This window comes from Streptomyces sp. LN549, from assembly GCF_043203805.1.
Taxonomy (GTDB): Bacteria; Actinomycetota; Actinomycetes; order Streptomycetales; family Streptomycetaceae; genus Streptomyces.
On the sequence record NZ_JAZHRI010000002.1, the window covers coordinates 2,600,117 to 2,626,243 of the forward strand.

A 26,127-nucleotide genomic window follows, 5' to 3' on the forward strand; every position below is an offset into this window, starting at 1 on the left:
CAGGGGACAATCCTGAGCTGTGACGATCACCGCGCGCGAACTCAACCGGGCGACCCTCAGCCGCCAACTCCTACTGGCACGTGAGCCGCTGAGCGTCCTCGACGGAGTGCGGCGGGTGGTCGCGCTCCAGGCGCAGCACCCGGCGTCCCCGTACGTCGCCCTGTGGAACCGGCTCACCGATTTCGCTCCGGCCGAACTCGACGCCGCCTTCGCCGAGCGTGCGGTGGTGAAGGCCACCTTGATGCGGATCACGCTGCACGCCGTGCACGCCGAGGACTACCCGGCCTTCCGCGCGGCCATGCAGCCGACGCTCTACGCCTCCCGACTCGGCGCCCGTTTCGCCGAGGCGGGGCTGACTCCTGCGGACGCCGAGGAACTGGTTCCGGAACTGCTGGCCTTCGCCCGCCGGCCTCGGACCTCCGCGGAGATGCAGGCATGGGCCGAGGAGCGGCTCGGCGCCGAGAAGAAGGACGGCGGGTGGTGGGGGCTGAAGGCGTACGCGCCGCTGCACCATGCCACGACGGATGCGCCGTGGTCCTTCGGCCACCGGCCGTCCTTCGTCGCGGCGGCCGACAGCGGGCCTGTACCCACGGGCCGGGCGGTGGACGCCCAGGCCCTGCGGACCTTGATCCTGCGCTGTCTGGCGGGGTTCGGGCCCGCGTCGGTCGCGGACGTGGCGCAGTTCGCCATGGTCCAGCGGGCACCTGTCCGCGCGGCGCTCCAGACCATGGGCGACGCGGTCGAGCAGCTCCAAGGACCGGACGGCGGCTCACTGTTCGACCTCCCGGGCGCCTCCCGGCCACCCGCCGACACGCCCGCCCCGCCCCGCCTCATGGCCATGTGGGACAGCATCCTGCTGGCCTACGCCGACCGCGGCCGCGTCATACCCCCGGACTACCGCCCCCTGGTGATCCGGCGCAACGGCGACGTCCTGCCCACCCTGCTGGTGGACGGCTACGTCGCCGGCGTGTGGCGCCCCACGGCCGACGGCATCGAGGCCACGGCGTTCCACCCGCTGTCCCCGGCCGCCTGGGACGGCCTCGCCGCGGAGGCCGAGTCGTTGACCGCCGTCCTCAACGAACGCGAGACACAGGCCTACAGCCGCTACCACCACTGGTGGGCCAGGCTTCCTGATGAGGTCGAGGTGCGAATGCTTCAGCCGGGACGACCCGCGCGCTGACGGCCGGCCCTGTCACCTCTCCGGGCGGGGGATCAGTCCTTGCGCCCTGTCACGGCGATGGAGACACCAAGTCCGACCATGGTGAGCCCACCGACCCCTCCGACCATCGACAGCCGCCGAGGCGAGCGGGCGAACCAGTCACGTCCGGTTGCCGCGATCAGCCCCCACAGGCTGTCGGAGGTCACTGCGATGATGTTGAAAACCAGTCCGAGCACCAGCATCTGAACCACGACATGCCCTTGTCCACGGTCAACGAACTGCGGCAGCACGGCTGCGAAGAAGACAATGGTCTTGGGGTTGGCCACACCGACAGCGAACCCCTCCCACAAGGTGCGCCGACTGCTCTGCGCGGCCGCGTCACCGGTGAACGCGGCCTGCAGCGAGCCCCGCTGACGCCACGCCTTGACACCCAGATACACCAAGTAGGCGGCACCGGCCAGCTTCAGCGCGGTGAACACAAGGACGGAACGCTCCACGACGGAGCCGACCCCGAGAGCCACGGCCACGATGAGCACGTAGGCGCCCAACGAGTTCCCCACGACCGTGGTCAGCGCGGCGCGCCGCCCCTGCGCCAACGCCCGCCCGATCACGAACAGCACACTGGGCCCGGGGATCACAATCAGCAGGAACGACATCACCGCGAAGGCAAGCAAGCGCTCGACAGACACCATGAGGCTCATGCAATCACGGGCCGGGTTCCCCTCTCAGCTCCTTTTTCGGCGCAGGACCCCACAGAGGCCGAGCCGTCTCCCTCTTCCGCACCACAGGTCGACCGCCCAGCCGTTGAGGGACATCGGCATGGCTTCGGCGGCTGCGCATACTTCAGAGAGGCTCTGTCACGGCTGATCGTTCAGCACTCGACGGGATCGCTCGTGGCGCGGTGTACGGCAGCCGGGCCGAGGCCTCCCTGGTCCAAGCACGGCCGTTCCTCACCGTCGGCCGCGGCCTGGATTTGGTCCACGATCCGGCTTCGGCCGCGGTCGCGGCCGACACCGCCGATCCAATGCGCTGCGGGCAATGCTCCGGATACGGATGAAGCCCTGGCCGCTGCAGCCGAGAATGAGAGTGGAGGCTTCGCCTCTTTTCACCGTTCCAGCCCTTAGGTCCATCACGGGCCGCGCCACAACCGGTCGCGATATGCGGTGCGCACGACGACCGGTTGTCTTGCTCACAGGTGCTGCGGATCAGAATTGACCGTCGGCGGGAATCCAGCCGGACCACGCCTCGGGCTGGTAGAACTTTCCGGTATCGCCGTCATAGCGGAGGACACGAAGCTGTACGTCCCCGTCCTCCCAGTAGTCCTTCTTGCACGTGGCCCACGTACCTGCGCCCTGATTGTTGATGCAGACGAAGGAGGCACGCCCGTAGTCGGTGTAGACCCCGACGGCCGCGGACATGCCGTCAGCCACCGTGTCGCCCGACCAGGTGGTGTCACCGTAGTGCTGGAAACAGCCCTGGGCGCCATAGGCGGCCACAGGTCCGAGGCATTCGCTGGACGACGGGGCGGCCGCGAACAGCCCCACCCGGGAAGGCTCCGCCCCCGGCACCGCAGCCGTACCCCGGATGACCTCCGCACCTGCCGGAACCGACACCTCCTGAAGCGCCGGCGCCGACTCGTCAGCCAGTGCCGGCGCCGTGGTCGGGATCGAGAACGCGAGCGCCGCAACCCCGCCCAAAACGGCCCATCTCCCGCGCATGCGTTCGCGCATGATTCACCACTCCCGCCCCCGGCCATCAACTACTGACCATTTACTCGTCAATGTGAACGAGAAGTGATGGTAATGGATCTTCAGTTGCAAAAGAAGGGGTGGCGAGGTGCCGTCACCCACCTCGGGGCGGAACGGCGTTAAGTGCTCGACAGCGCCCTAATCGCCCCGGATCAGTCAGACCATTACGCTCTCAGCCACGTCATACGATCCGGCCGCTGGTCCGTTTCGCCAGGAACCTTATGCCTTACTGTGAATTGAGGGCGCACAAAAGAGGGAATGCGGAAGAAGGTCGGCCAGCCCCCGGTCACTGTGTGATGGAGCCCTCTGTCTGTGACATTGGGCGGATATGCAGGCACCCCCCGACCTCAACGGGATCACGCAGTCGGCAGGGCCACTCTGAACGTCGGCCTGCTCGGGTCGTCGATGTACGACACAGTTCCGCCCCTGCGGCCGACGTGAAGGACGAGGGAGCCCGTCACGGACTGCCCTGGCCTGTACGCGGTGTCGAGGTCGGGGCCTTCCGCGGTGTCGCGCGTGGTTGCGTCCCGCGGGGATGTCAGCCTGTCCTCCCACTTGACGGCTCCGCCCGTCGAAACGGCGCCGACGTTGTGCCCGATGTTCTTGATCGTGAGCGTGAGGACGACGAATTGCCCCTTCTCGCCGTGCTCAATACCCATCTCCCGCGCGGTGACGTACCGCGCCTTGACGACCGTGACCGTCATCGCCGTGGTCACCGAGGGATCGTTCTTGTCGCTGATCTTGAAGTGCGCCGTTCCGCCCACGGCCACAGGCTCCACCTCCGGCACCACGTTCGGAGTGGTCGTCGCCTGCGCGCCTACCTCGATGGCCGTGCCCGTCGGCACCTCGGCCGCCCGCGGCACCACGTTGGGGGTGGTCGTCGCCGGCTCGCCTTCTTCGACGACCATGTCCACCGGCACCTCGGCCACCGCCGGCTTGGCCTGTGACGCCTCGCCCGTCGAGTCCGACGGTGAGGAGCAGCCTGCCACGAAGGCAAGGGACAGGGCGGCGACAACTCCGGCCGCCCGCATCGCAGTACGCATAGCTTCCCCCGAAATGACGGACCCAGCGGACATGACCGCTCATCATAGGGCAGCGGCAAGAGGGCAATTGGGACCTAGAGGCAAGTAAAGGCGTCTGCAGAAAGGGCAGTTCAGGATGATCAGATGATCAGGACGACTTCGGCCACACGTAAAGCGTGCCGCTGACCGATGCCTCGTCCGATCCGTCGTCTATGTGCTCGATGAGCGCCATGGAGACGGCGCCCTGGTCCGTGACGGAGCACAGCGCCGCGCCTTCGACGAAGCCGCGCTTGCCGCGGTCATAGCTGTCGAAGAGCCCGAGGGCTCCGAAGCCGGTCCTCGACGCCGCCTTGCAGGACTCGAAGGACTTCGGCATGTCCGCCTGCAGCAGGCCCACGCGGGTGTTGGGCAGCGCGCGCAGCAGATAGTTGTTCTGGTCGTTGCAGCTGCCGGGCCAGTAGAGGAGTTCGGCCCCGCGGGGATCCTTGCTTGCGCCGTTGTCCTCGCCCATGCCCGACGGTTCCACCCGGCTCATGCCGTCGTCGAGGTCCACGAGTTGCTGTTCGTGCTGGTTACAGGGAGCGGGCGCGAGCCCCCACATCGTCCTGGTCGCCTGCGCGTATCCGGCCGGCGCCGTGAGCTCGGGACCCGAGGAGGCCGAGGCGCCGGGGGAGGCCGAAGCGTCCGGGGTCGGGGTGGGCGACTCGCTTTCCGCCGAAGCATGGTCCGGGCTCGACCGGGCGGAGGGCTCGGACCGTGGGCTGCCGACGGCAGGGGCCGGGGCAGGCGCCGAGACGGGATCGCGGCCGGAGCCGTTGCTGAAGATCACCGTCGCCACGATGCCGACCAGCGGGATGGCGATCCCTCCGACCCACCATGCCCACCGGGGCGGATCCGTGCGCGGCGGCACGGGGGGATGAGGTGGCGGGGTACCGGGTGGCCGGGAAGGAGGCGGAGGGAATCCCCCTGCACCTGTCGTCATGCCCGCTCACCCCTTCAACCCGACTGATTCTTAAGCCGGTTGCAGTTTAACGATCACTCTCCGAAAGAGCCATGGACTATTCCGGACGTTCCGGACGAGCAGCCCCTGCCCCGGCGCCGCCCCCGCCCCCGGCGCCCGGGCAGGGGCCCCGTAGCACCCGCCCGGTAGAGTGGGCGAGTCGTCATCATGCCCGTTCAGGGGGAAGCCGGTGCGAATCCGGCGCTGACCCGCAGCCGTGACCGCCGTCGCAGGCGGAAGCCGGAATGCCCTGTCCGTGTCGTGACCGGCTCGTGCCGTCGGGACCCCCGGTGGCCGGCACCGTCGAGGTATACGGAGCCGGAGCCTGGTGCCTGTGTGTGCCTGTGCCCGGTTCCCCCCAGGAGAGGCCCCGCCCGCCATGACCGTACGCCGCAGCGCAGCTGCGCTCGCCGCCACCGCCACCGTGCTCTGTGCGGCCGCAGCCCCGGCCGCAGTCGCCGCGCCGTCACCCTCCCCGTCCGTGGCCCTGCCCTCGGGGCTGTACGGCCCGAAGGACCCGACGTACGACGGGGTCTGGCGGCAGTCGCTGGCCTTCATCGCACAGCGGACCGTGGGCGTCACGCCCGCCGAGAAGGCCGTCGACTGGCTGATCGGCCAGCAGTGCGACAGCGGTGCGTTCCCCGCGTACCGGCCCGACGCCTCCGTGCCCTGCGACGCCAAGACCATGATCGACACCAACGCGACCGCGGCCGCCGTGCAGGCGCTGCACGAGGTCCGCGGGCACGAGGATCTCGTCGCGACCGGCGTCGACTGGCTGAAGTCCGTACAGAACAAGGACGGCGGCTGGGGCTACACCGCCGGCAGCCCCAGTGACGCGAACTCCACCTCGATCGTCCTCGGCACCCTCGGCCGGGCCGGGGAGAAGCTCGGCGACGTGACGACGGACGGCGGCAAGACCCCGTACGACGCCCTGCTCACCTTCGCCATCCCCTGCGGCGGCGAGGACGGCGGCGCGTTCGCGTACCAGCCCGACAAGGCCGGCAAGCTCGTCGCCAACGGCGACGCCACCGCGGCCGCGGTCCTCGGCTCCCTCGGCAAGGGGTTCGTCATCGGGAACAACGCCGCGGTCAAGGACCCCACCTGCACCAAGGGCGAGGCGCTCAAGCCCGAGCAGGCGGCCCAGAACGGCGCCTACTACCTCGCCGGGGCCCTCGCGAAGACCGGCCACCTGGACTCGCCGCCGATGCCCGGCGCCGAGGACAGCACCCCGCAGCCCGACTTCGGCAACACCGCCGACGCGGTCGTCGCCCTGTCCGCTTCCGGTCACAAGGACAAGGCCGCCGCCTCCGTGAAGTGGCTGGCGGAGAACTCCGCGGACTGGGCGGAGGAGAACGGCCCCGCTGCCTACGCGCAGCTGGTCATGGCCGCCCACTCCACCGGGGCGGACGTCCACGACTTCGGCGGCGCCGACCTCGTCGCCCAGCTGAACGCGACCGGGCCCACGCCCGCCGCCACCCGGAAGCCGACCGCGAGCGCCACCGAGGAAGAGAAGAAGGACAGCGGCGACGGGGACGGGATCGGCGGTGTCTGGTGGTTCGTCGGGATCGGGCTCGCCGTCGGCGCCGGCGCCGGCTTCCTGATCAGCGGCCGCCGCAAGAACCAGCAGCTGTGAGGCGCGCGGGAGCCGGGCGGGCCACCGCGCTGCTGGTGGTCCTGGGCGCCGTCCTTGCCGTGCTCGGCACGGGCACGGCCCAGGCGGCGGGCTATCGTTACTGGTCGTTCTGGGAGGGCTCCGGCAGCGGGTGGGCGTATGCCACCCAGGGGCCGTCGCTGGTCCGCCCGGACGACGGTTCGGTGCAGGGCTTCCGGTTCGCCGTGAGCGCGGACTCGCAGGACGCGGCCAAGCCCCGCCGCTCCCCCGGCTTCGCGACGATCTGCGCGGACACGCCTGCCAAGGGCGGCACCAAACGGGTCGCACTCGTGATCGATCCCGGTACGGCCGCAGACGCCCCGGACGGGGAGACGCCGCCCGCGCTGCGTACCGCGTGCGCTCAGGTCCCCGAGGACGCGAGCAGTGCGGACGCTCTCGCCTCGGTGGCCAAGCCGCTGCGCTACGGCAGTGACGCGCTGCTCTGCGCGATCTCCGGGTATCCGGCCTCCGGCTGCGGTGAGCAGGTGGCCGGAGACGCGGGCGGCAGCAAGACCGCCACGGCCGACGCCTCCGCGCCCATGTCGGCGGGTGTCGCCACCGGTGACGACGGTTCGGACGGCGGCGGGCCGTCCGCCGGCGTCCTCGTCGGGGTCGCCGCAGTCCTGCTCCTCGGCATCGCCGCAGTCGCGCAGGCCCGCCGCCGCCGCCGCGGATGACGGGCACAATGCCTGGCCGCTCGGCCGCCCCGGCGGACCGGATCCGTGCCTGGCGCGCCCCCGCCGCCACCCGGAGCAACGCACTGCCCGCGGGGGCCTGGTGGCTGTGGGCGCTCGGGCTCGCCACCGCCGCGTCCCGGACGACGAATCCGCTGCTGCTCGGCCTGCTGGTCGGCGTGGCGGGGTACGTGGTGGCGGCGCGCCGCACGGATGCGCCGTGGGCCCGGTCGTACGGGGCGTTCATCAAGATCGGGCTGTTCGTCATCGGTGTGCGGCTGCTCTTCTCCGTCTTCCTCGGCTCCCCGATCCCCGGCACGCATGTCGTGTTCACGCTGCCCGAGGTGCCGCTGCCGGACTGGGCGAAGGGTGTCCGGGTCGGTGGCCGGGTCACCGCCGAGCAGTTGCTGTTCGCGCTGTACGACGGGGCGAAGCTGGCCGCTCTTCTGATCTGTGTCGGCGCGGCGAACTCCCTCGCCAACCCGGCCCGGCTGCTGAAGTCGCTGCCCGGTGCGCTGTACGAGGCCGGGGTGGCCGTCGTCGTCGCGATGACGTTCGCGCCGAACATGGTCGCCGACGTGATGCGGCTGCGCACCGCCAGGCGGCTGCGCGGCAGGCCGACCGGCGGGGTGCGGGCCGTGCTCCAGATCGGGCTGCCGGTGCTGGAGGGCGCGCTGGAGCGGTCGGTCGCGGTGGCGGCCTCCATGGACGCACGCGGTTACGGCCGCACCGCGCAGGTACCGTCCGCCGTCCGGCACACCACGAACGTCCTCACGCTCGGCGGGCTGCTGGGCGTCTGCGCCGGTACGTACGGGCTGCTCGCCGCGCAGGGTGCGGTGTACGGGCTGCCGCTGTTGATCGCCGGTCTCGTCGCCGCGATGACGGGGCTGCGGCTCGGCGGGGCGCGTTCGGTACGGACCCGCTACCGGCCCGACCGGTGGGGAGTGCGGGCCTGGCTGGTCGCGGGGTCCGGTGCGGCGGTCGCGGTGGCGATGATCTGGGCGGGCAGTGCGGATCCGGGGGCGCTGCACCCCGGTGTCGTACCGCTGACCGCGCCCGTGCTGCCGCTGTGGCCGGCCGCCGCGGTGCTGATCGGTCTGTTGCCGGCGGTGGTCGCGCCCGTCCCGCCTTCCCTCACAGGTGCGCCCGTCCCTTCCGCCACAGGCGCGCCCGTCCCGCCTTCCGCCACAGGCTTCGAGGAGCAGGTGTGATCCGGTTCGACGATGTTTCGGTGCAGTACGAGGGGGCTCTGCACCCCACCCTGTCGGGGGTCGAACTGACCGTTCCGGAGGGTGAGCTGGTGCTGCTCGTCGGTCCGTCCGGGGTCGGTAAATCGACTTTGCTGGGTGCGGTGTCGGGGCTCGTCCCGCACTTCACCGGCGGCCGGCTGACCGGCCGGGTGACCGTCGACGGGCGTGACACCCGCACCCACAAGCCCCGTGAGCTCGCCGATCTGGTCGGCACCGTGGGCCAGGACCCGCTCTCCCACTTCGTGACCGACACGGTCGAGGACGAGCTGGCGTACGGCATGGAGTCGCTGGGCCTGGCTCCGGACGTGATGCGGCGGCGGGTGGAGGAGACCCTGGATCTGCTGGGGCTCGCCGGGCTGCGCGACCGGCCGATCGCCACCCTGTCCGGCGGCCAGCAGCAGCGGGTCGCGATCGGTTCGGTCCTGACTCCGCACCCCCGCGTGCTGGTGCTGGACGAGCCGACGTCCGCGCTGGACCCCGCGGCGGCCGAGGAGGTCCTCGCGGTGCTGCAGCGACTCGTCCACGACCTCGGCACGACGGTCCTGATGGCGGAGCACCGGCTGGAACGCGTGGTGCAGTACGCGGACCAGGTCGTCCTGCTGCCGTCGCCGGGCGCCGCCCCGGTGATGGGGGCGCCCGCCGATGTGATGGCCGTCTCTCCGGTGCATCCGCCGGTGGTGGCGCTGGGGCGGCTGGCCGGCTGGGAGCCGCTGCCGCTGTCGGTCCGCGATGCCCGGCGGCGGGCCGCGGGGATGCGGGACCGGCTGGAGGGTGTGGCGCCCGGGCCGGTCGGCGGTGGCGGGACACGGAAGCTTCCCCCGTCGGCGCCCGCTCACCACCCCACGCCGCGGCGGGGCGCCCTGGCCCGGCTGTTCGGCCGCACTCCGCACGAGACCCCCGCCCCCGAGCCCGTCACCGACGCCACCACCCGCGTCGAGCGCCTCGGGGTGCGGCGCGGGCGTATCGAGGCGCTGCGCCGGGTGACGCTCACCGTCGCCCCCGGCGAGACCGTCGCTCTGATGGGCCGCAACGGCGCGGGCAAGTCCACCCTGCTCTCCGCCCTCGTCGGCATGGTCGAGCCCACCTCCGGCACCGTGCTCGTCGGCGGCCGTACCCCGCACCGCACGCCGCCCCGCGAGATGGTGCGCCGCGTGGGTCTCGTACCGCAGGAGCCGCGCGATCTGCTGTACGCGGACACCGTCGCCGCCGAGTGCGCGGCGGCCGACGCCGACGCGGGCGCCGCACCCGGCAGCTGCCGGGCACTGGTCTCGGAGCTGCTGCCCGGTGTCGCGGACGTCACCCATCCCCGCGATCTGTCCGAGGGGCAGCGGCTCGCCCTGGCGCTCGCGCTCGTGCTCACCGCCCGGCCCCCGCTGCTGCTCCTGGACGAACCGACCCGCGGTCTCGACTACGCGGCGAAGGCCCGGCTCGTCGGGGTGCTGCGCACACTGGCGGCCGAGGGCCATGCGATCGTGCTGGCCACGCATGACGTGGAGCTGGCCGCCGAGCTGGCCCACCGGGTGGTGATCCTCGCCGACGGGGAGGTCGTCGCGGACGGGCCGACCCCGGAGGTGGTGGTGTCCTCACCCGCGTTCGCCCCGCAGATCGCCAAGATCCTCGCCCCGCAGGAGTGGCTCACCGTGTCGCAGGTCCGCGAGGCCTTGGGGGGTGCCGAGTGACCGGCACGACAGGGCGGGGTGCGCGGCCGGTGCGGCTCGGTCCGCGGGCGATCGCCGCGCTGGTGCTGATCAGCGCGATCGGGGTGGCCGCCTTCGGCTGGCCGCTGCTGGCCGGCCCGGACTCCGGGCTGGCGCACTCCCAGGACGCGCCGTGGCTGTTCGCCGCGCTGCTGCCGCTGCTGGTCGGGGTGGTGGTCGCGATGATCGCGGACGCCGGGCTCGATGCGAAGGCGGTGGCGATGCTGGGGGTGCTGGCCGCGGTCGGCGCGGCGCTGCGCCCGCTGGGGGCGGGCACGGCCGGACTCGAGCCGATGTTCTTCCTGATGGTGCTGAGCGGGCGGGTCCTCGGGCCGGGCTTCGGCTTCGTGCTGGGCTCGGTGACGATGTTCGCCTCCGCACTGCTGACCGGCGGGGTGGGCCCGTGGATGCCGTTCCAGATGCTGTCGATGGGCTGGTTCGCGATGGGCGCCGGGCTGCTGCCGGGCCCTGACCGGCTGCGTGGGCGCGCCGAACTGCTGATGCTCGCCGCGTACGGGGCGGTGGCCTCGTTCGCGTACGGGACGGTCATGAATCTGTACGGGTGGACGATCGTGCCGGGGCTCGGCTCGGGCATCTCCTTCCGGCCCGGAGACGCACTGGGCGACAACCTGGTGCGCTTCCTCGCCTACTGCACGGCCACCTCGCTGGGCTGGGACCTGGGCCGTGCCGTGCTCACCGTCGTACTGACACTGACCGTCGGGACCGCGCTCCTGAAGGCGCTTCGGCGGGCGACTCGGCGTGCGGCCTTCGAGGCCCAGGTCACATTCGGGGTCCCGGAGGAGTGAGGGCACCCACAGGACCTTGGTCCTGTACGAAGCGGGATAGGAGCCGTGGGACACCGGCACCGGGCCTCGTTCCACCCCCTCCGACCTGCTATGAAGCACTTTGAGGTGGTTCGGGACCTTCGGCCCTGGGTGCGAGGCGGGGTCGTACCGGGGGTCGTTGCGGTGGTTGAACGGCGCGGCTAACACTTGAGACGTCGCCGAGCACCGCAGCGTCCACCGGAACGGACAGCGGTCAACGCGCAACGGTTCACGCAGGATTCGGACCGGAGCACGCGACTCCCCCGTACCCGACGTTAGGTTCCCTGTGTCGTTCGCCCGTAACATCCTCGCCCGTCGCAAGTCCGCCGTCGCCGGTGCAGCAGTGCTGCTGGGTGCCTCCGGTGTGGCCCTGGGCGTCTCCCCGGCCATGGCGGCCACCGCCGCGCCGACGTCCGCTGCCGCGAGTGCTCAGGACACGGCGAAGCAGATGATCGGTGACGACGCGCAGTTCCAGTGCTTCAGCAACATCGTCAGCCACGAGAGCGGCTGGAACCCGAGCGCGACCAACGCCTCCTCCGGCGCCTACGGCCTGGTCCAGGCGCTGCCCGGTTCGAAGATGGCGTCCGCCGGCTCCGACTGGCAGACCAACCCCACCACCCAGATCAAGTGGGGCATGGACTACATGAACTCCCGCTACGGCAGCCCGTGTGGCGCCTGGTCGTTCTGGCAGGCCAACAACTGGTACTGAGTCCACCCGGACCGGAGCCAGTAGCGACGAAGACCCCCGACCGCAGTGCGGTCGGGGGTCTTCGTCGTTCCTCCGTCAGCCGCGGGCGGCCAGTGCGTCGAACCAGCGCACGATCTGCGGGCCGGACTTCAGGTGGGTGCCGTTGTGGTCGGCCGCGCCCTGGTCGACGACGGCGGCCTCCGTGCCGTGCCGGGCCAGATCGGCCGCACAGTCGCGGGCGTTGGCGATGGGCACATCCGTGTCGCCCGCGGCGGAGCAGAGGCGCACCGGCACGTCCGGCTTCCGGGCGCAGGTGCCGTCCTGTGCGCGGACCGCGGCCAGCAGGGCGCCGGCCGGCGGCGTGCACCCCCGGCCACCGCCCCGGCCTACAGCCGCTGGATGATCGTCCCGGTCGCCAGCGCGCCGCCCGCGCACATGGTGATCAGCGCGAACTCCTTGTCCCTGCGCTCCAGTTCGTGCAGGGCCGTGGTGATCAGCCGAGCCCCGGTGGCGCCGACCGGGTGGCCGAGCGCGATCGCGCCGCCGTTGACGTTCACCTTCGCCAGGTCCTGGTCGAAGACCTGCGCCCAGCTCAGCACCACGGACGCGAACGCCTCGTTGATCTCCACGATGTCGATGTCCTTGAGCGACATCCCGGCCTTGCCGAGTACCGCACGGGTGGCGTCGACAGGGCCGTCGAGGTGGAAGTGCGGATCGGAGCCGACCAGCGCCTGGGCGACGATCCGGGCCCGCGGCTTGAGCTTGAGGGCCCGCGCCATCCGCTTGGAAGCCCACATGATCGCGCAGGCGCCGTCGGATATCTGCGAGGAGTTGCCCGCCGTGTGGACGGCCGTCGGCATCACGGGCTTGAGCCGGGCGAGCCCCTCCATCGTGGTGTCGCGCAGCCCCTCGTCTCGGTCGACGAGCCGCCACATGCCCTGGCCCGCGGCCTGTTCCGCCTCGGTGGTGGGCACCTGGACCGCGTACGTCTCCCGTTTGAAGCGCTCCTCGGCCCAGGCGACGGCCGCCCTCTCCTGCGAGATGAGGCCGAGCGAGTCGACGTTCTCCCGGGTGAGGCCGCGCTTGCGGGCGATGCGTTCGGCGGCCTCGAACTGGTTGGGCAGGTCGACGTTCCACTCGTCGGGCCACGGCTTGCCCGGCCCGTGCTTGGAGCCGCTGCCCAGCGGCACGCGCGACATCGCCTCGACGCCGCAGCTGATCCCGACGTCGATCACCCCGGCCGCGACCATGTTGGCCACCATGTGGGAGGCCTGCTGCGAGGATCCGCACTGACAGTCCACGGTGGTCGCGGCGGTCTCGTACGGAAGCCCCACGGTGAGCCAGGCATTGCGCGCGGGGTTCATGGACTGTTCGCCGGCGTGGGTGACGGTGCCGCCGACGATCTGTTCGACGCAGTCGGCGTGGATGCCGGTCCGGCCGAGAAGTTCACGGTAGGTCTCACCCAGCAGGTAGGCGGGGTGCAGATTGGCGAGCGCGCCTCCGCGCTTGCCGATGGGGGTGCGTACGGCTTCGACGATGACGGGTTCCGCGGCCATGAGCTCGTCCTCTCCTCGCACTTCCGCAGAGGCGTCCCGGCGCCCACGGAAGGAACTAGTACGCGTTCTAGTTCTGCAAGCAGTCTTATGAGCCTTACCCCCGGTACGCAAGGGTCTTGCACGCACCTTGGCGGGCTTCACGGCCCATACTCGCCACAAACCGACCCGGTTCACCGATGCTTCACGCAACAGATCCGGCCATGCCCCTTGTCAGTTGTAGAACTCGTTACTACCTTGCGGGCAACTTCTGATGGGTCGTCAGACGATGTTCGACGGCTCTCGGACCGACCTGGAGTTCTTGACCTGGAGCTGCCGATGCCCTGCCCCCATCTGCCCGAAGGGTTCGACTTCACCGATCCCGACCTGCTCCACGCCCGCGTCCCGCACCCCGAGTTCGCCCTCATGCGGGAGACGGCACCGGTCTGGTGGTGCACCCAGCCCACCGGCATTTCCGGCTTCGCCGACGCGGGCTACTGGGTCGTCACCCGGCACGCGGACGTCAAGTACGTCTCGACCCATCCCGAACTGTTCTCGTCGAACACCAACACCGCGGTGATCCGTTTCAACGAGTCGATCAGCCGGGACCAGATCGACGTCCAGAAGCTGATCATGCTGAACATGGACCCGCCCGAGCACACCCGGGTCCGCCAGATCGTCCAGCGCGGCTTCACCCCCCGCGCCATCCGTTCGCTGGAGGAGACGCTGCGCAACCGGGCGCGATCCATCGTCGAGACGGCGCTCGCCGGGGCCGACGAGGAAGGGTCCTTCGACTTCGTCACCAACATCGCCGTGGAGCTGCCGCTCCAGGCCATCGCCGAGCTCATCGGCGTACCGCAGGAGGACCGGGCCCGGATCTTCGACTGGTCGAACAAGATGGCCGCGTACGACGATCCGGAGTACGCGATCACGGAGGAGATCGGCGCCGAGGCCGCCATGGAGATCGTCTCCTACTCCATGAACCTCGCGGCGGCGCGCAAGGAGTGCCCGGCCAAGGACATCGTCTCGCAGCTGGTCGCGGCCGAGGGCGAGGGCAACCTCTCCTCCGACGAGTTCGGCTTCTTCGTGATCCTGCTCGCCGTGGCCGGCAACGAGACCACGCGCAACGCCATCAGCCACGGCATGCACGCCTTCCTGACCCACCCCGAGCAGTGGGAGCTCTACAAGCGCGAGCGGCCGGAGACGACCGCCGAGGAGATCGTCCGCTGGGCGACGCCCGTCGTCTCCTTCCAGCGGACCGCCACCCAGGACCTCGAACTGGGCGGGCAGCAGATCAGGAAGGGCGACCGGGTCGGGCTGTTCTACTCCTCGGCCAACAACGACCCCGAGGTGTTCGAGAACCCGGAGCAGTTCGACATCTCCCGCGACCCGAACCCGCACCTCGGCTTCGGCGGCGGCGGTCCGCACTTCTGCCTGGGCAAGTCCCTGGCCGTGATGGAGATCAACCTCATCTTCAACGCGATCGCGGACGTGCTTCCGGACCTGCGGCTGGTCAGCGACCCGCGGCGGCTGCGGTCGGCCTGGCTCAACGGCATCAAGCAGCTCCAGGTGAGCACGTCCGGGAGCGCCACGGACACCTGAACGATCCTCGTACCCCTGCCCGAATAGCGGTCAGGGGTACGAGGATCATGGCGGTCATGCATGCGCTGCTCTCCGGTTTCGCACCCATCTGGATCCTGACCGCCATCGGGTACGCCGCCGGACGCGGCGGACTCCTCGGAGAGCAGGCGGAGTCCGTCCTCGGCCGGTTCGTCTTCCATGTGGCCATGCCCGCCGCGCTGTTCACCATGGTGTCCGGGTCCCGGCCGGCTTCCTTCGCCCATCCGTCGATGGTGGCGTTCGCGGCGGGCACGGCGCTGGTGTCCGGGCTCGGATACGCCGTGGGCCGGAGGTTCTTCGGCCGCAAGAGGGCCGACGGGGCGATCAGCAGCATGGCGTCCGGCTACGTCAACTCCGCCAATCTGGGCATCCCGGTGGCGGTTCAGGTGCTCGGCGACGCCTCGTTCGTCGCGCAGGTCATCCTGTTCCAGGTGCTGCTGGTCTCGCCCGTGATCCTGACCCTGCTGGACTCGGGCACACAGGCGGTCGGGCCTGCCGGTGAGCGTCCCAGCGGCGGGCTGCGGCGCATGCTCACCATGCCGGTCCGCAATCCCGTCATCATGGCGTCGCTGCTCGGCGTGGCCGTCTCCCTGTCCGGGCTGCGGCTGCCGGCCGCGGTCACCCACTCCTGCGACGTGCTCGGCGCCGCCGCGGTCCCGACGGCGCTGATCACGCTGGGTCTGTCCCTGCACGGCGGCCCGGCCGACGGGACCGGCCGGGTCGCGGGGCGAACGGAAGTCGGTGTCGCGGTCGCGCTCAAGACCCTGGTCCAGCCACTGGTCGCCTTCGTCGTCGCCGGTCCGCTCCTGCATCTGCCCGACCACCAAGTACTGGCGGTGGTGCTCTGCTCCGCGCTGCCGACGGCACAGAACGCCTTCATCTACGCCCGCCAGTACGGCCTGGACACCGGCCTCGCCCGCAATTCCGTGGTGGCCTCCACGGTCGTGTCGATGGTCACGCTGTCGTTCGCCACCTGGGCGCTGGGGCCGTCCCGCTGATCCGTTGGAGTGGCGGGGCCCGCCGGACGGGCGGATGCTGGGAGAGCGACGATCCACATGGCCGAAGGGGTGCCGGACGTTTTTGCCGTCCGGCACCCCTTCGGCCATCGCCCGTCGTCAGGCGCTCTCGGTGACCCGCCCGACGGGTTTAGACAGCGTCGTGGCCCGGGTGCCGCCCTGCGGCTCCTCCTCCGGTTCCCGCAGCCTGCGGGGGCCGGACAGCACATACGTAAGACCGAAGCCGAGGGCCACCACCGTCGCCCCGCCCACCGCGTCGAGCACCCAGTGGTTGCCGGTCGCGACGATCGTCGAGACCGTGAGCAGCGGGTGCAGCACCCCCAGCGCCTTCATCCAGGCCTTCGGGGCGAGCATCACGATCACCACACCGCACCACAGGGACCAGCCGAAGTGCAGCGACGGCATCGCCGCGTACTGGTTGGTCACCCCGGTCAGCGTGCCGTAGTCGGGCTTCGCGAAGTCCTGGACGCCGTGGACCGTGTCGATGAAGCCGAGCCCGGGCATCAGCCGCGGCGGGGCCAGCGGGTAGAGCCAGAATCCGACCAGGGCGAGCAGCGTGGCGAAGCCGATGGAGCTGCGGACCCAGCGGTAGTCCGCGGGGCGGCGTACGTACAGCACGCCCAGGATGGTCAGCGGCACGATGAAGTGGAACGTCGAGTAGTAGTAGTCGAAGAAGTCCCGCAGCCAGTCGATCCTGACGACCGAGTGGTTGACCCAGTGCTCGATGTCGATGTGCAGCCACTGTTCGATCGAGTGGATCTGCCGGCCGTGGTGCTCCGCGGTGGCACGGCCAGCCGTCGCGGCCAGCCTGACCTGTTGGTACGCGGAGTAGACGACCCTGATCAGCAGGAGTTCCAGCAGCAGGTTCGGCCGGCTGAGCACCCGCCGCCAGAAGGGCAGCAGCGGCACCCTGCTCCAGCGGGCGGCGACCGGGGACGCGTGGTCGGTGGGGATCGGCTGCTGCCAGTGCGGCGAGGTGCGCGGCAGGAACGGGGCGACGCACGCGGCCGCGAGCGCGGCGATCAGCAGCACGTTGTCCCGGACCGGGAACATCGCCTCGATGTTCGGCAGCAGCATCTTGCCCGGCAGTGTGACGACGAGGATCACGACGGCCGGCCACACCAGCCGGTCGGAGGCCCGCTTGCCGACCCGGCCGACCACGGCGAGCAGCACCCACAGCAGCTGGTGCTGCCAGGCGGTGGGCGCCACGGCGACGGAGACGCAGCCGGTGACGGCCACGGCGAGCAGCAGCTGGCCGTCGCGCGCATACCGTGCGGCACGGCGCAGTCCGAGGAAGCAGACGGCCGCGGCCAGCACCACGAAGAGGGTGATCTCCAGCGGGCCCTCCAGGCCCAGGCGGAGCAGCGCACCGTGCAGCGACTGGTTGGCGAGGCTGTCCGCCTGGTCGCCGAGCCCCGCGCCCGCGACATGGTGCACCCAGTACGTCCACGAGTCGTGCGGCATCGCGGCCCAGGCCAGCGCCGTGCAGGCGGCGAAGGCCGCGCCGCCGGTCAGCGCGGCTCTGCGTCTGCCGGTCAGCCAGAGCAGGGCGGCGAAGAGCAGCACGGTCGGCTGGAGCGCGGCCGCGACCCCGATCAGTACGCCCGAGGCACGTTCGCCGCGGACCACGAAGCAGCCGACGAGGACCAGGAGGACCGGCAGGATGCTGGTCTGGCCCAGGTGGAGGGCGTTGCGCACCGGCAGCGAGAGCATCAGCAGGCTGATGGTGACGGGGGCTGCGAGCAGGGCCGTACGGCGGCTGACGGGGGCGGGCAGGGCGCGGGCCGCGATGACCCCGAGTGCGGCGACGAGCAGCAGCGAACCGAAGGTCCAGGCGACGCCGAGGCTCTGTTCGGCCGTGCGGGTCAGTGGCTTGAGCACCAGGCCGGCGAAGGGGGTGCCGGTGAACCGGTCGGTGTCGTACAGCGAACCCGTCACATGAAGCACACCGTTCTCACCGATCCACGTCTCCAGATCGGTGAGGCGTTCGCCGGGCGGCTGCCGCAGCACCACCGCCATCTGCCGCACGGCCAATGCGGCCACAACCAGCCAGAGCACGGCACGGGCAGCCCCGGTCCTCGCTCCCGTCGCCGCGTCTGTGCGCACACTGTGCTCCGCGTTCGCCACGTTGCGCCGACCCTCCCAACGTTTGGTGCCGGTTTTCTGTCCGGCATGCTGTGAAACCTTCGCATTGCCCTATGAGCTAGACACAATCACCCCCTCTTCACCTGACTGTCATCCCGCTTTTGTCCGAAAGAATGCCCGGCCGGGCATTGCGGACCGGCCGGAACGGCCGGAACCGGTGGGGCCGCCCGCACGTCTGAGCCCCTGATCGGTGACCACGGGGAGGAACACAGGACATGCGGTGTGCGGGGAGAAATCGAAAGGTGCGGCATCGGCCGCGCGAGTGGGCGCTCCGTGCGCTGTCGCTGGTCATGATGGTGTTCTCGCTGCAACTCGGGTCGCTGATCGCGCCGGCGTACGCGTGCGGCTGCGGGGCGATGGTCGTGGACCGTGACACCCGGGTGTCGGTCGACCGGGAGACGTCCGTCGTCGGCTGGGACGGCAGCACCGAGCAGATCGTGATGCGGCTCACCGTGCGCGGGAACGCCCCCGAGGCCGCCTGGATCATGCCCGTGCCGCACCGGGCCACGGTCGAGCTCGGTGACGCCTCGCTCTTCTCCGAACTCCAAACCCTCACCGCTCCGGTGAGCGCCACACGCCACTACTTCTGGCCACGTGCGAAGGACTGGCCGTTCGGTGGTTCGGGCAACACGTCCGGGGACGCCGCCGCTCCCGCGGCCGCGGCACCGGTCGAGGTGGTGGGCCGGGAACGGCTCGGGCCGTTCGACGTGGCCCGGCTGGCCGCGACCGACCCCACCGCGCTGGAGGGCTGGCTGAAGGAGAACGGCTTCGAGCTGCCGGACCGGCTCGCGACGGCCCTGCGCCCCTACGTCGAGCAGAAGTGGGAGTACGTGGCCGTGCGCCTCGCTCCCCAGGAGTCCGGCGGCCCGCTGAGCGGCGAGCTCGACCCGCTGCGGCTGCGTTTCGCCAGCGACCGCCTGGTCTACCCGATGCGCCTGTCCCGGCTCGCCGCGACGCCGCAGTCCCTGGGTCTGTACGTGCTCGCTGCGCACCGCATGGAGCCGCGCGGCGCCATCGGCGGGCGGCCGCCCGAGGTGACGTACGCGGGCCGGGTGGACACCGCCCAGGAGGAAGGTGCCTACGGGGCGCTCGACGCGCTGACGGGCGGGAAGCCGGTGTTCGTCACCGCGATCGACCAGTCGTTCCCGCGGCCTGAGCTGATCGACGGGGACCACGAACTGCGGGCGGCCGCGGCGGACACCCCGTACCGGACCACGTACTACCGGGACGAGCTGCTGACCGTGGGCGGCATCCCGGCGTGGGTGCTGTCGCTGCTCGGTGGAGCGGTGGTGCTGGTCGCGGCCCTGGTGCTGGTGCTGCGGGCCCGGGGGCGACGTCCGGTGACACCGCCGCCGCCGGTCACCGTGCCGCCGCCACTGGGGTGAGAGAAGGCCTTACCGCGGGCCGGTGATGCGGACATGCGTACGCCGGGTGAGACGTGGGACGGCGCTCCTCGCGACGTCCGCGTACGCCGGGGTGCACCGTCGGCACCAAATCGTTTCTCCTTGCGGTCGGGCGCACGCCAGAATGACCCGATGACCTGGACCATGAGCCCCGAACGCTTCGACTCCCCGGATGCCGCCCTGCTGCGCCGGGACTACTACGACGAGGTGGCCAGCCGTTACTGGGGGCGGCCCGCGACCGTGGAGGAGATCGACGAGGGGCTCACCGACGACGGCGCCGAGCTCCTCGTCCCGCCGACCGGCGAGTTCGTCGTCGGCCGCTTCGGGGGCGGTGCGGCGGCCTGCGCCGGGCTGGTCGTGATGGACGCGGACATAGCGGAGCTGACCCGGGTCTACGTACGCCCCGAGGCGCGCGGCACGGGCGGCGGCGGGCTGCTGCTCGCGGCGGTCGAGGAGCTGGCGCGGGCCTTCGGTGTGCGGCAGGTCCGGCTCGACACCCGCAACGACCTCGTCGAGGCGCGCGGACTGTACGCCAAGCACGGCTACCGCGAGGTCCCGGCCTTCCACCGCCGCCAGTACGCGGAGCGCTGGTTCGCCAAGGAACTGTAGGGGCTGCGGGGTTCAGGTGGGCCGCTGGTGCGGGTGCCCGGCCGCGTGGTCCCGTTTGGGCTCCGGGCTGTGCGGGCGCTCCTTGCTCGACCCGCTGGTCTCCGCCGTCAGTTCCGACACCAGGGCGACCAGGTCGGTCGGCCGGTCCGGGCCCCACCAGTCGCCCAGCAGCTCGGCCAGGGAATCCTCGCGGGCCTGCGCGAGCTTCACCACGGCCTCGGCGCCCGGTTCGGTGAGCACCATCTGCACCCCCACCCGGCGGGCCAGGCCGCGCTCCTCCAGCTGGCGGGCGGCGTCGCTGATCACCCGCAGCGGTACGGGGGCGATGTCGGCGAGCCGGGCGGGTTCGACGGTGCCGTGCCGCTTGATGCGCAGCAGCATCCAGCTGGCGGCCGGCAACAGGTCGTATCCGGCCCGCTCGGTGATCTTCTCGTAGACCTCGCGGCGGCCCTCCCGGGTCGCGAGGACCGAGAGGGCGCGTGCGCACTCGTCGTACGAGGACCGCTCCACCGGGTTCGACGCCAGCGTCTCGGTGGGATCGGGGGCGGTCACCGAGCCGCGCAGCTTGTCCTCCTTGAGCAGCCAGGCGAAGAGGAAGGCGATCAGGACCACGGGGGCGGCGTACAGGAAAACATCGGTGATCGACGTCGAGTACGCGTTGAGCACGGGCTGCTGGAGCGCGGGCGGCAGCTGGCCGATGGCGCGCGGGTCGGCGGCCAGCCCCTTGGCGCTGACTCCGGGCGGCAGCGGCCGGCCGGCGAGGGCGGAGCCGAGCTTGTCGGTGAGCCGGTTGGTGAAGATGGTGCCGAAGATCGCGACGCCGAACGAGGCCCCGATGGAGCGGAAGAAGGTCGCACCGGAGGTGGCCACGCCGAGGTCCTGGTACGAGACGGCGTTCTGCACGACCAGGACCAGGACCTGCATCACCAGGCCGAGTCCCGCACCGAAGACGAAGAAGTAGATGCTCATCTCCCAGGTGGGGCTGGTCTCGGTGAGCCGGTGCAGGAGCAGCAGGCCGATCGCGGTGAGACCGGTGCCGACGACCGGGAAAACCTTCCAGCGGCCCGTACGGCTGACGATCTGGCCGGACACGGTCGAGGTGATGAGCAGACCGAAGACCATGGGGAGCATGTGGACGCCGGACATCGTCGGCGTGATGCCGTGCACCACCTGGAGGAACGTCGGCAGATAGGTCATCGCGCCGAACATCGCGAAGCCGACGACGAAGCTGATCACCGCGACGAGGCTGAAGGTCCTGATCCGGAACAGTTTCAGCGGCAGGACGGGCTCGGCCGCGCGCCGTTCCACGTACACGAAGGCGATCAGCAGCACCACGCTGAGGACGGCGAGGCCGATGATCTGCCCCGATCCCCAGGCCCAGGTGGTGCCGCCCAGCGAGGCGACGAGGACCAGGCAGGTGGCGACCGAGGCGATGAGGAAGGTGCCGAGGTAGTCGATGGTGTGTTTCGTCCGGCGGACCGGAATGTGCAGCACGGCGGCGATCACGGCCAGGGCGACGACCCCGATGGGGAGGTTGATGTAGAAGACCCAGCGCCAGCTGAGGTGCTCGGTGAAGAGGCCGCCGAGAAGGGGTCCCAGGACGCTCGTCGCACCGAACACCGCTCCGAACAGACCCTGGTACTTGCCGCGTTCACGCGGGGAGACGATGTCGCCCACGATCGCCATCGACAGCACCATCAGACCGCCGCCGCCCAGCCCCTGGAGGGCGCGGAAGCCGATCAGCTGCGGCATGTTCTGGGCGATGCCGCAGAGCGCCGAGCCGATCAGGAAGATGACGATGGCGGTCTGGAAGAGCTTTTTGCGCCCGTACTGGTCACCGAGCTTGCCCCACAGCGGAGTCGCGGCGGTCGACGCCAGCAGATACGCCGTGACCACCCACGACAGGTGGTCCATACCGCCGAGATCGCTGACGATGGTCGGCAGCGCGGTGGAGACGATGGTCTGGTCGAGTGCGGCGAGGAGCATGCCGAGAAGCAGTGCGCCGATCGCCACCAGGACCGACCGCGTGGACCGGTCGGCACCGGGGGCCGGGGCCGGAGGGCTCAACTGCTGGGCCATAGAACATCTCCTCGGATCCGCTTCACCCCCATCCTGTCCGTTCCGCCCCGTTATGGCCTGCCGAGGAACGTCATGATTGGGCTTCCCGGCGGCGGGCTGCATAATCGCAGGCAGTTCAAGGGGAGGGGACCCACAATGACCGGACATATATGCCCGGAGTGCGGTACGGACAACAGACCGGGCACCGGCCGGCACTGCGCCTGCACCTCACGCGCGGCCCACGGTGACGCCGGACCGCAGCAGAAGACCGGGCAGTACGGCGCGACCGGGCAGGGGCAGGCCGGCCACGACGCCGCCTTCGCACAGCAGGCCGCCGGGCATCCGGGCGACCGGGAGCGGGCCGCCGAGCAGCAGCGCATCACGGAACAGCACCACGCCGGGCGGTCGGCGGAGATGGCGGCGGCGGAGGACTTCGATCCGCTGCGCATCCGGCCGTACGTGACGCTGGGCGGCGAGGAAGCGGACGCGGCCGCCTCCGACCCCTCCCAGGAGCACACGCCGGGCGGGCAGCCGGGGGACGCCGCCACGACGATGCCGCTGTTCCTGGATCCGGCGGCGCCGGGCCCGCCGCCGGACGCGACGGACCCGGGTGGCGCGGCAGGTTTCGCCGCCACCGCACCCCTCACGACCGGCCCGGACCCCGTACAGCCACGCCGTCGCCGGCCCTTCGCGGCACTGGTCGCGGGGGCGGCCGTCGTCACGGTGGTCGGCACGGCGGCCTTCGTGGGCGGGCTGTTCAACGGGGACAGGAGCCAGGAGGCCGACCTGGACCAGGCACTGCCCTCCACCGTGGCCAGCCTCCCCGAGGAAGGCGTCGAGCCGTCGGCCTCCGCGTCGGCGTCCGCATCCCCGCCACCCTCACGGTCGGCGTCCGGCCCGGCGTCCGCGTCGGCCTCCGCGTCCGCCTCCGCATCGCCGTCGGCGTCCGCGTCCGCCTCGGCGTCCCGCTCCCCGTCGGCGTCCGCGTCACGGTCGACCACCGCCTCGCCCCCGGCGGCCACGGCGGGGACCAGCGCCCCCGCGGCCGTGGCGCCGCCCGCCCAGTCGCAGAGCGGCCCGACGCTGCAGCGCGGCGACGACGGCCCGGAGGTGACCGAGCTGCAGCGCCGGCTCCAGGAGGCCTGGGTGCTGAACGGCCCCGTCGACGACGAGTACACGGCCCGGGTCGAGGAGGCCGTGCACCAGTACCAGATATGGAGAAACATCCAGGGCGACCCCGAGGGGGTCTACGGGCCGAACACCCGGAGCGTGCTGGAGGCGGCCACGACAGGGCGGGGGCGCCACTGACCAGCACGGATGGCCACCCCGGGGCCGGGATTCGCTTTCCCGGCCCCGTTTTTGTATCGTGGAGAAACAAAGTGGCCTCCGCGCGCACACCCTGACCGGCGAGCGGGGGCCACTTGTTCTCTTCCCCCGCGCCGCACGTCTCCCCGCGGCGTTCGCTTCCCCCGCTCTGGAGCCCGCCCATGCCGGCCACCGTCCTCACCGCCCACGCACTCCTCCTCGACATGGACGGCACGCTGGTGAACTCCGACGCCGTCGTGGAGCGCTGCTGGCGACGCTGGGCGCTGCGGGAGGGCCTGGACCCGGAGGCGGCCCTCAAGGTGGTCCACGGCCGGCAGGGGTACGCCACCATGGCGGTGCTCCTCCCGGACCGCCCGATGGAGCAGAACTACGCGGACAACCGGGTGATGCTCGCCGAGGAGACCGCCGACACCGACGGCGTCGTCCCGATCGGCGGCGCACCCGCCTTCATGGACGCGATCGCCCCGCTCCCGCACGCCCTGGTGACCTCGGCCGACCTGGCACTGGCCCGGGCCCGGATGACCGCGGCGGGGCTGCGGATGCCGGAGCTCCGGGTCACCGCCGAGAGCGTCGGCGCCAGCAAGCCGGACCCCGAGGGCTTCCTCAAGGGCGCTGCCGGACTCGGTTTCGCACCGGCGGACTGCATCGTCTTCGAGGACTCCGAAGCGGGCATCGCGGCCGGCCGTGCGGCAGGCATGCGCGTCGTGGGCGTCGGCCCGCGCGCCGCGGCGCTCTCCCCCGACGCCCACGTCGACGACCTGACGCAGATCCGGGTGGAAGCGGCGGTGGACGGCTCGGTCGTGCTGCACATCAGCGCGTGACAGCCGTGGCTCCCCGTACAGACACTCGGTAGCCCCAGCTCCCTCCGCACGGCCACCGGCACGGACACACGGACATCAGCGCACGGCGTCCGGCTCCTCCGCCGGGTTCCGGTGCAGCCACCCCCGCGCCACCAGTTCCAGCACGGTCGCGACGGCCGCCGCCTGTACGGCCATCAGGGCCACCAGCACGAACAGCTGTACGGCGCCCGCCTGTACCGGTGAGGCGCCGCCCAGCAGCATGCCCACGAAGGCCCCGGGCAGCGTGACGAGCCCCACCGTGCGCGTCTGGTCGAGCCCCGGCAGCAGCGCGTCCGACGCCGCGGGCCTGGCGATCTCCAGCCGTGCGTCACGGTCCAGGAACCCGAGGGCCATCGCCGCCTCCACCTCCCCCCGCCGCGTGGCCAGTTCGTCGAGCGCCCGCCTGCCGCCGAGCACCGTCGCGGTCAGCGCGCCCCCGATGAGGATGCCCGTCACCGGGATCAGCGCGATGCCCCGGACCGGAACAAGGCCGGTGAGCAGCAGCACGGCGACCACCGGCACGACCCCCGCCCCGATGGGCACGGCCACCCAGCACCACGTGCGGTTTCCCGTGATCCGGCGGCCCGCGGTCCATACGGCCACGGCGTACATCAGCGCGATGAACGCGAACGCCGGTGCAAGGGCGTGGACCACCCAGCCGATCAGCGAGGAGACCGCGGCGAGCTGGACCGCGGCACGCAGCCCGGCCACGACGATCTCGCGCGACCTGCCGAGGGACGCGAACCGGGCGACGGCGGCGGCCGCCGCGAGCAGAAGCGCCAGGACGACGCCGAGCGTGATGTTGACCGGAAGCAGCACGCGGCCACCCTAGGACCACCCGCGTCCGGGCCCCGCCGCGAACCGCAATCCCCCGCGCCGAGTCGGGTCCGCCCCACCCCGGACCGGTCCACGGACCTGCCGCCCCCTCAGTTCCGTACGCCCGCGCACGCACTCCGGTACGCCCCCGCACCCCGAACCTCTTTGTCAGACCCCTTGATGTGACGTGCCCATGTCGCCACTCTGTTACCTGGCGCCCACCCCACAGAAACCTGGCGCCGTCACGATGGCCGGGCCGTTTCGAACGGACCGGCCAATATCCCCCCACATCAAGGGAGTTCGCATGTCAGGTGTCTACGCGCGTCGCATAGCCGTCCTCGCCGCAACCGCCGCCCTCGCCGCAACCACCGGACTGCTCACCGCCCCCAGCGCCCAGGCGGCCATGCCCACACCGGTCTCCGCGTCCACCGCCCGCACGTATCTGAGTGAGCTGACCGTGAAGGCGGAGGGCTCGTCCACCGGATACAGCAGGGACAAGTTCCCGCACTGGATCACCCAGTCAGGCGCCTGCGACACCCGCGAGGTCGTCCTCAAGCGGGACGGCACGAACGTCTCGCAGAACTCCAGCTGCTCCGCCGTCAGCGGCAGTTGGTACTCGCAGTACGACGGCGCCACCTGGACCGCCGCATCCGATCTGGACATCGACCACATGGTCCCGCTCGCCGAAGCCTGGCGTTCGGGCGCCTCCAGCTGGACCACCGCCCAACGACAGGCGCTGGCCAACGACCTGACGCGTCCTCAGCTCATCGCGGTCACGGACAACGTCAACCAGTCCAAGAGCGACCAGGACCCCGCGACCTGGCTCCCCTCGCGCACCGCGTACCAGTGCACGTACGTACGCGCCTGGGTGCACGTGAAGCACTATTACGACCTGAGTGTCGACTCGGCCGAGAAGAGCGCCCTGCAGTCCGTGCTCAACGGCTGCTGACCGCCCCGGCGGCCGGGACAGGTTCGCTCCCGCCCCGGAACCACCCCGCACTCCCCCGTCGTTCCGTACGGTACGAACCCGCCGTACGCATCCGGCGTACG

General features: G+C 71.3%; 23 protein-coding genes and 1 riboswitch. Of the genes, 14 read left to right on the forward strand and 9 right to left on the reverse strand.

What is annotated here, in order from left to right; translation table 11 throughout:
- Nucleotides 1–19 precede the first annotated feature (19 nt).
- The gene (locus SH922_RS11455) at nt 20–1,180 is read left to right on the forward strand and encodes a winged helix DNA-binding domain-containing protein (protein ID WP_393057562.1); all 1,161 of its coding nucleotides are present in this window, start codon (nt 20–22) and stop codon (nt 1,178–1,180) included.
- Nucleotides 1,181–1,212: 32 nt separating this feature from the next.
- Here the strand turns inward: SH922_RS11455 and SH922_RS11460 are convergent, their stop codons facing one another.
- The 4 genes from SH922_RS11460 to SH922_RS11475 form a co-directional block, all read right to left on the reverse strand.
- Nucleotides 1,213–1,851, reverse strand: coding sequence for a LysE family translocator (locus tag SH922_RS11460; protein ID WP_393063533.1), 639 nt, complete (start codon nt 1,849–1,851; stop codon nt 1,213–1,215).
- Between the two features lie 513 nt (nt 1,852–2,364).
- Nucleotides 2,365–2,889 carry a hypothetical protein gene (locus SH922_RS11465; protein ID WP_393057564.1) on the reverse strand — a complete coding sequence of 175 codons (525 nt, stop codon included), beginning with the start codon at nt 2,887–2,889 and terminating at the stop codon, nt 2,365–2,367.
- Between the two features lie 374 nt (nt 2,890–3,263).
- On the reverse strand, nt 3,264–3,950 hold the full coding sequence (locus tag SH922_RS11470; protein WP_393057566.1) for a hypothetical protein: 687 nt from the start codon (nt 3,948–3,950) through the stop codon (nt 3,264–3,266).
- Between the two features lie 127 nt (nt 3,951–4,077).
- Complete coding sequence (locus SH922_RS11475; protein WP_393057568.1) at nt 4,078–4,839, reverse strand: hypothetical protein; 762 nt, start codon at nt 4,837–4,839, stop codon at nt 4,078–4,080.
- A gap of 268 nt (nt 4,840–5,107) precedes the next feature.
- A riboswitch (cobalamin riboswitch) is annotated at nt 5,108–5,180 on the forward strand.
- Nucleotides 5,181–5,308: 128 nt separating this feature from the next.
- Between SH922_RS11475 and SH922_RS11480 the strand changes: the two genes are divergently transcribed.
- The 6 genes from SH922_RS11480 (at nt 5,309) to SH922_RS11505 (ending at nt 11,734) form a co-directional block, all read left to right on the forward strand.
- The gene (locus SH922_RS11480) at nt 5,309–6,562 is read left to right on the forward strand and encodes a prenyltransferase/squalene oxidase repeat-containing protein (RefSeq protein WP_393057570.1); all 1,254 of its coding nucleotides are present in this window, start codon (nt 5,309–5,311) and stop codon (nt 6,560–6,562) included.
- Nucleotides 6,559–7,257, forward strand: coding sequence for an SCO2322 family protein (locus SH922_RS11485; RefSeq protein WP_393057572.1), 699 nt, complete (start codon nt 6,559–6,561; stop codon nt 7,255–7,257). Before SH922_RS11480 ends, SH922_RS11485 begins: the two co-directional genes overlap by 4 nt.
- 8 nt (nt 7,258–7,265) lie before the next feature.
- Nucleotides 7,266–8,465 carry an energy-coupling factor transporter transmembrane component T gene (locus tag SH922_RS11490; protein ID WP_393057574.1) on the forward strand — a complete coding sequence of 400 codons (1,200 nt, stop codon included), beginning with the start codon at nt 7,266–7,268 and terminating at the stop codon, nt 8,463–8,465.
- Entirely contained in the window at nt 8,462–10,183 is a 1,722-nt protein-coding gene (locus tag SH922_RS11495) for an ABC transporter ATP-binding protein (RefSeq protein WP_393057576.1), read from the forward strand. The genes SH922_RS11490 and SH922_RS11495 overlap by 4 nt, the downstream gene beginning before the upstream one ends.
- Complete coding sequence (locus tag SH922_RS11500) at nt 10,180–11,007, forward strand: ECF transporter S component (RefSeq protein ID WP_393057578.1); 828 nt, start codon at nt 10,180–10,182, stop codon at nt 11,005–11,007. Before SH922_RS11495 ends, SH922_RS11500 begins: the two co-directional genes overlap by 4 nt.
- A gap of 304 nt (nt 11,008–11,311) precedes the next feature.
- Complete coding sequence (locus SH922_RS11505; protein WP_393057580.1) at nt 11,312–11,734, forward strand: transglycosylase SLT domain-containing protein; 423 nt, start codon at nt 11,312–11,314, stop codon at nt 11,732–11,734.
- 75 nt (nt 11,735–11,809) lie between these two features.
- Here the strand turns inward: SH922_RS11505 and SH922_RS11510 are convergent, their stop codons facing one another.
- A complete protein-coding gene (locus SH922_RS11510) occupies nt 11,810–12,007 on the reverse strand; it encodes a hypothetical protein (protein ID WP_393057582.1) in 198 nt (65 codons plus the stop codon).
- A gap of 92 nt (nt 12,008–12,099) precedes the next feature.
- The gene (locus SH922_RS11515) at nt 12,100–13,269 is read right to left on the reverse strand and encodes a steroid 3-ketoacyl-CoA thiolase (RefSeq protein WP_393057584.1); all 1,170 of its coding nucleotides are present in this window, start codon (nt 13,267–13,269) and stop codon (nt 12,100–12,102) included.
- 315 nt (nt 13,270–13,584) lie between these two features.
- On the opposite strand from SH922_RS11515, the gene SH922_RS11520 reads away from it, so the two are divergent.
- Both SH922_RS11520 and SH922_RS11525 read left to right on the forward strand, forming a co-directional pair.
- The gene (locus tag SH922_RS11520) at nt 13,585–14,847 is read left to right on the forward strand and encodes a cytochrome P450 (RefSeq protein ID WP_393057586.1); all 1,263 of its coding nucleotides are present in this window, start codon (nt 13,585–13,587) and stop codon (nt 14,845–14,847) included.
- A gap of 47 nt (nt 14,848–14,894) precedes the next feature.
- Nucleotides 14,895–15,863: an AEC family transporter gene (locus tag SH922_RS11525; protein ID WP_393057588.1), complete on the forward strand. Its 969-nt coding sequence runs from the start codon at nt 14,895–14,897 to the stop codon at nt 15,861–15,863.
- 117 nt (nt 15,864–15,980) lie between these two features.
- Here SH922_RS11525 and SH922_RS11530 read toward each other — a convergent pair whose 3' ends face one another.
- Nucleotides 15,981–17,987, reverse strand: coding sequence for a bifunctional glycosyltransferase 87/phosphatase PAP2 family protein (locus tag SH922_RS11530; protein WP_393057590.1), 2,007 nt, complete (start codon nt 17,985–17,987; stop codon nt 15,981–15,983).
- A 332-nt stretch (nt 17,988–18,319) separates the two neighbouring features.
- On the opposite strand from SH922_RS11530, the gene SH922_RS11535 reads away from it, so the two are divergent.
- Both SH922_RS11535 and SH922_RS11540 read left to right on the forward strand, forming a co-directional pair.
- Nucleotides 18,320–19,411 carry a DUF2330 domain-containing protein gene (locus SH922_RS11535; RefSeq protein WP_393063534.1) on the forward strand — a complete coding sequence of 364 codons (1,092 nt, stop codon included), beginning with the start codon at nt 18,320–18,322 and terminating at the stop codon, nt 19,409–19,411.
- 150 nt (nt 19,412–19,561) lie between these two features.
- The gene (locus SH922_RS11540; RefSeq protein WP_393057592.1) at nt 19,562–20,038 is read left to right on the forward strand and encodes a GNAT family N-acetyltransferase; all 477 of its coding nucleotides are present in this window, start codon (nt 19,562–19,564) and stop codon (nt 20,036–20,038) included.
- A 12-nt stretch (nt 20,039–20,050) separates the two neighbouring features.
- Here the strand turns inward: SH922_RS11540 and SH922_RS11545 are convergent, their stop codons facing one another.
- On the reverse strand, nt 20,051–22,117 hold the full coding sequence (locus tag SH922_RS11545; protein WP_393057594.1) for a DHA2 family efflux MFS transporter permease subunit: 2,067 nt from the start codon (nt 22,115–22,117) through the stop codon (nt 20,051–20,053).
- Between the two features lie 135 nt (nt 22,118–22,252).
- Between SH922_RS11545 and SH922_RS11550 the strand changes: the two genes are divergently transcribed.
- Together SH922_RS11550 and SH922_RS11555 are read left to right on the forward strand one after the other, a co-directional pair.
- A complete protein-coding gene (locus SH922_RS11550) occupies nt 22,253–23,404 on the forward strand; it encodes a peptidoglycan-binding protein (RefSeq protein ID WP_393057596.1) in 1,152 nt (383 codons plus the stop codon).
- Nucleotides 23,405–23,583: 179 nt separating this feature from the next.
- Nucleotides 23,584–24,243: an HAD-IA family hydrolase gene (locus SH922_RS11555; protein WP_393057599.1), complete on the forward strand. Its 660-nt coding sequence runs from the start codon at nt 23,584–23,586 to the stop codon at nt 24,241–24,243.
- A 75-nt stretch (nt 24,244–24,318) separates the two neighbouring features.
- Here the strand turns inward: SH922_RS11555 and SH922_RS11560 are convergent, their stop codons facing one another.
- On the reverse strand, nt 24,319–25,080 hold the full coding sequence (locus tag SH922_RS11560) for an ABC transporter permease (RefSeq protein ID WP_393057601.1): 762 nt from the start codon (nt 25,078–25,080) through the stop codon (nt 24,319–24,321).
- Nucleotides 25,081–25,381: 301 nt separating this feature from the next.
- On the opposite strand from SH922_RS11560, the gene SH922_RS11565 reads away from it, so the two are divergent.
- Nucleotides 25,382–26,026 carry an HNH endonuclease family protein gene (locus SH922_RS11565; RefSeq protein WP_393057603.1) on the forward strand — a complete coding sequence of 215 codons (645 nt, stop codon included), beginning with the start codon at nt 25,382–25,384 and terminating at the stop codon, nt 26,024–26,026.
- Nucleotides 26,027–26,127: the final 101 nt, after the last annotated feature.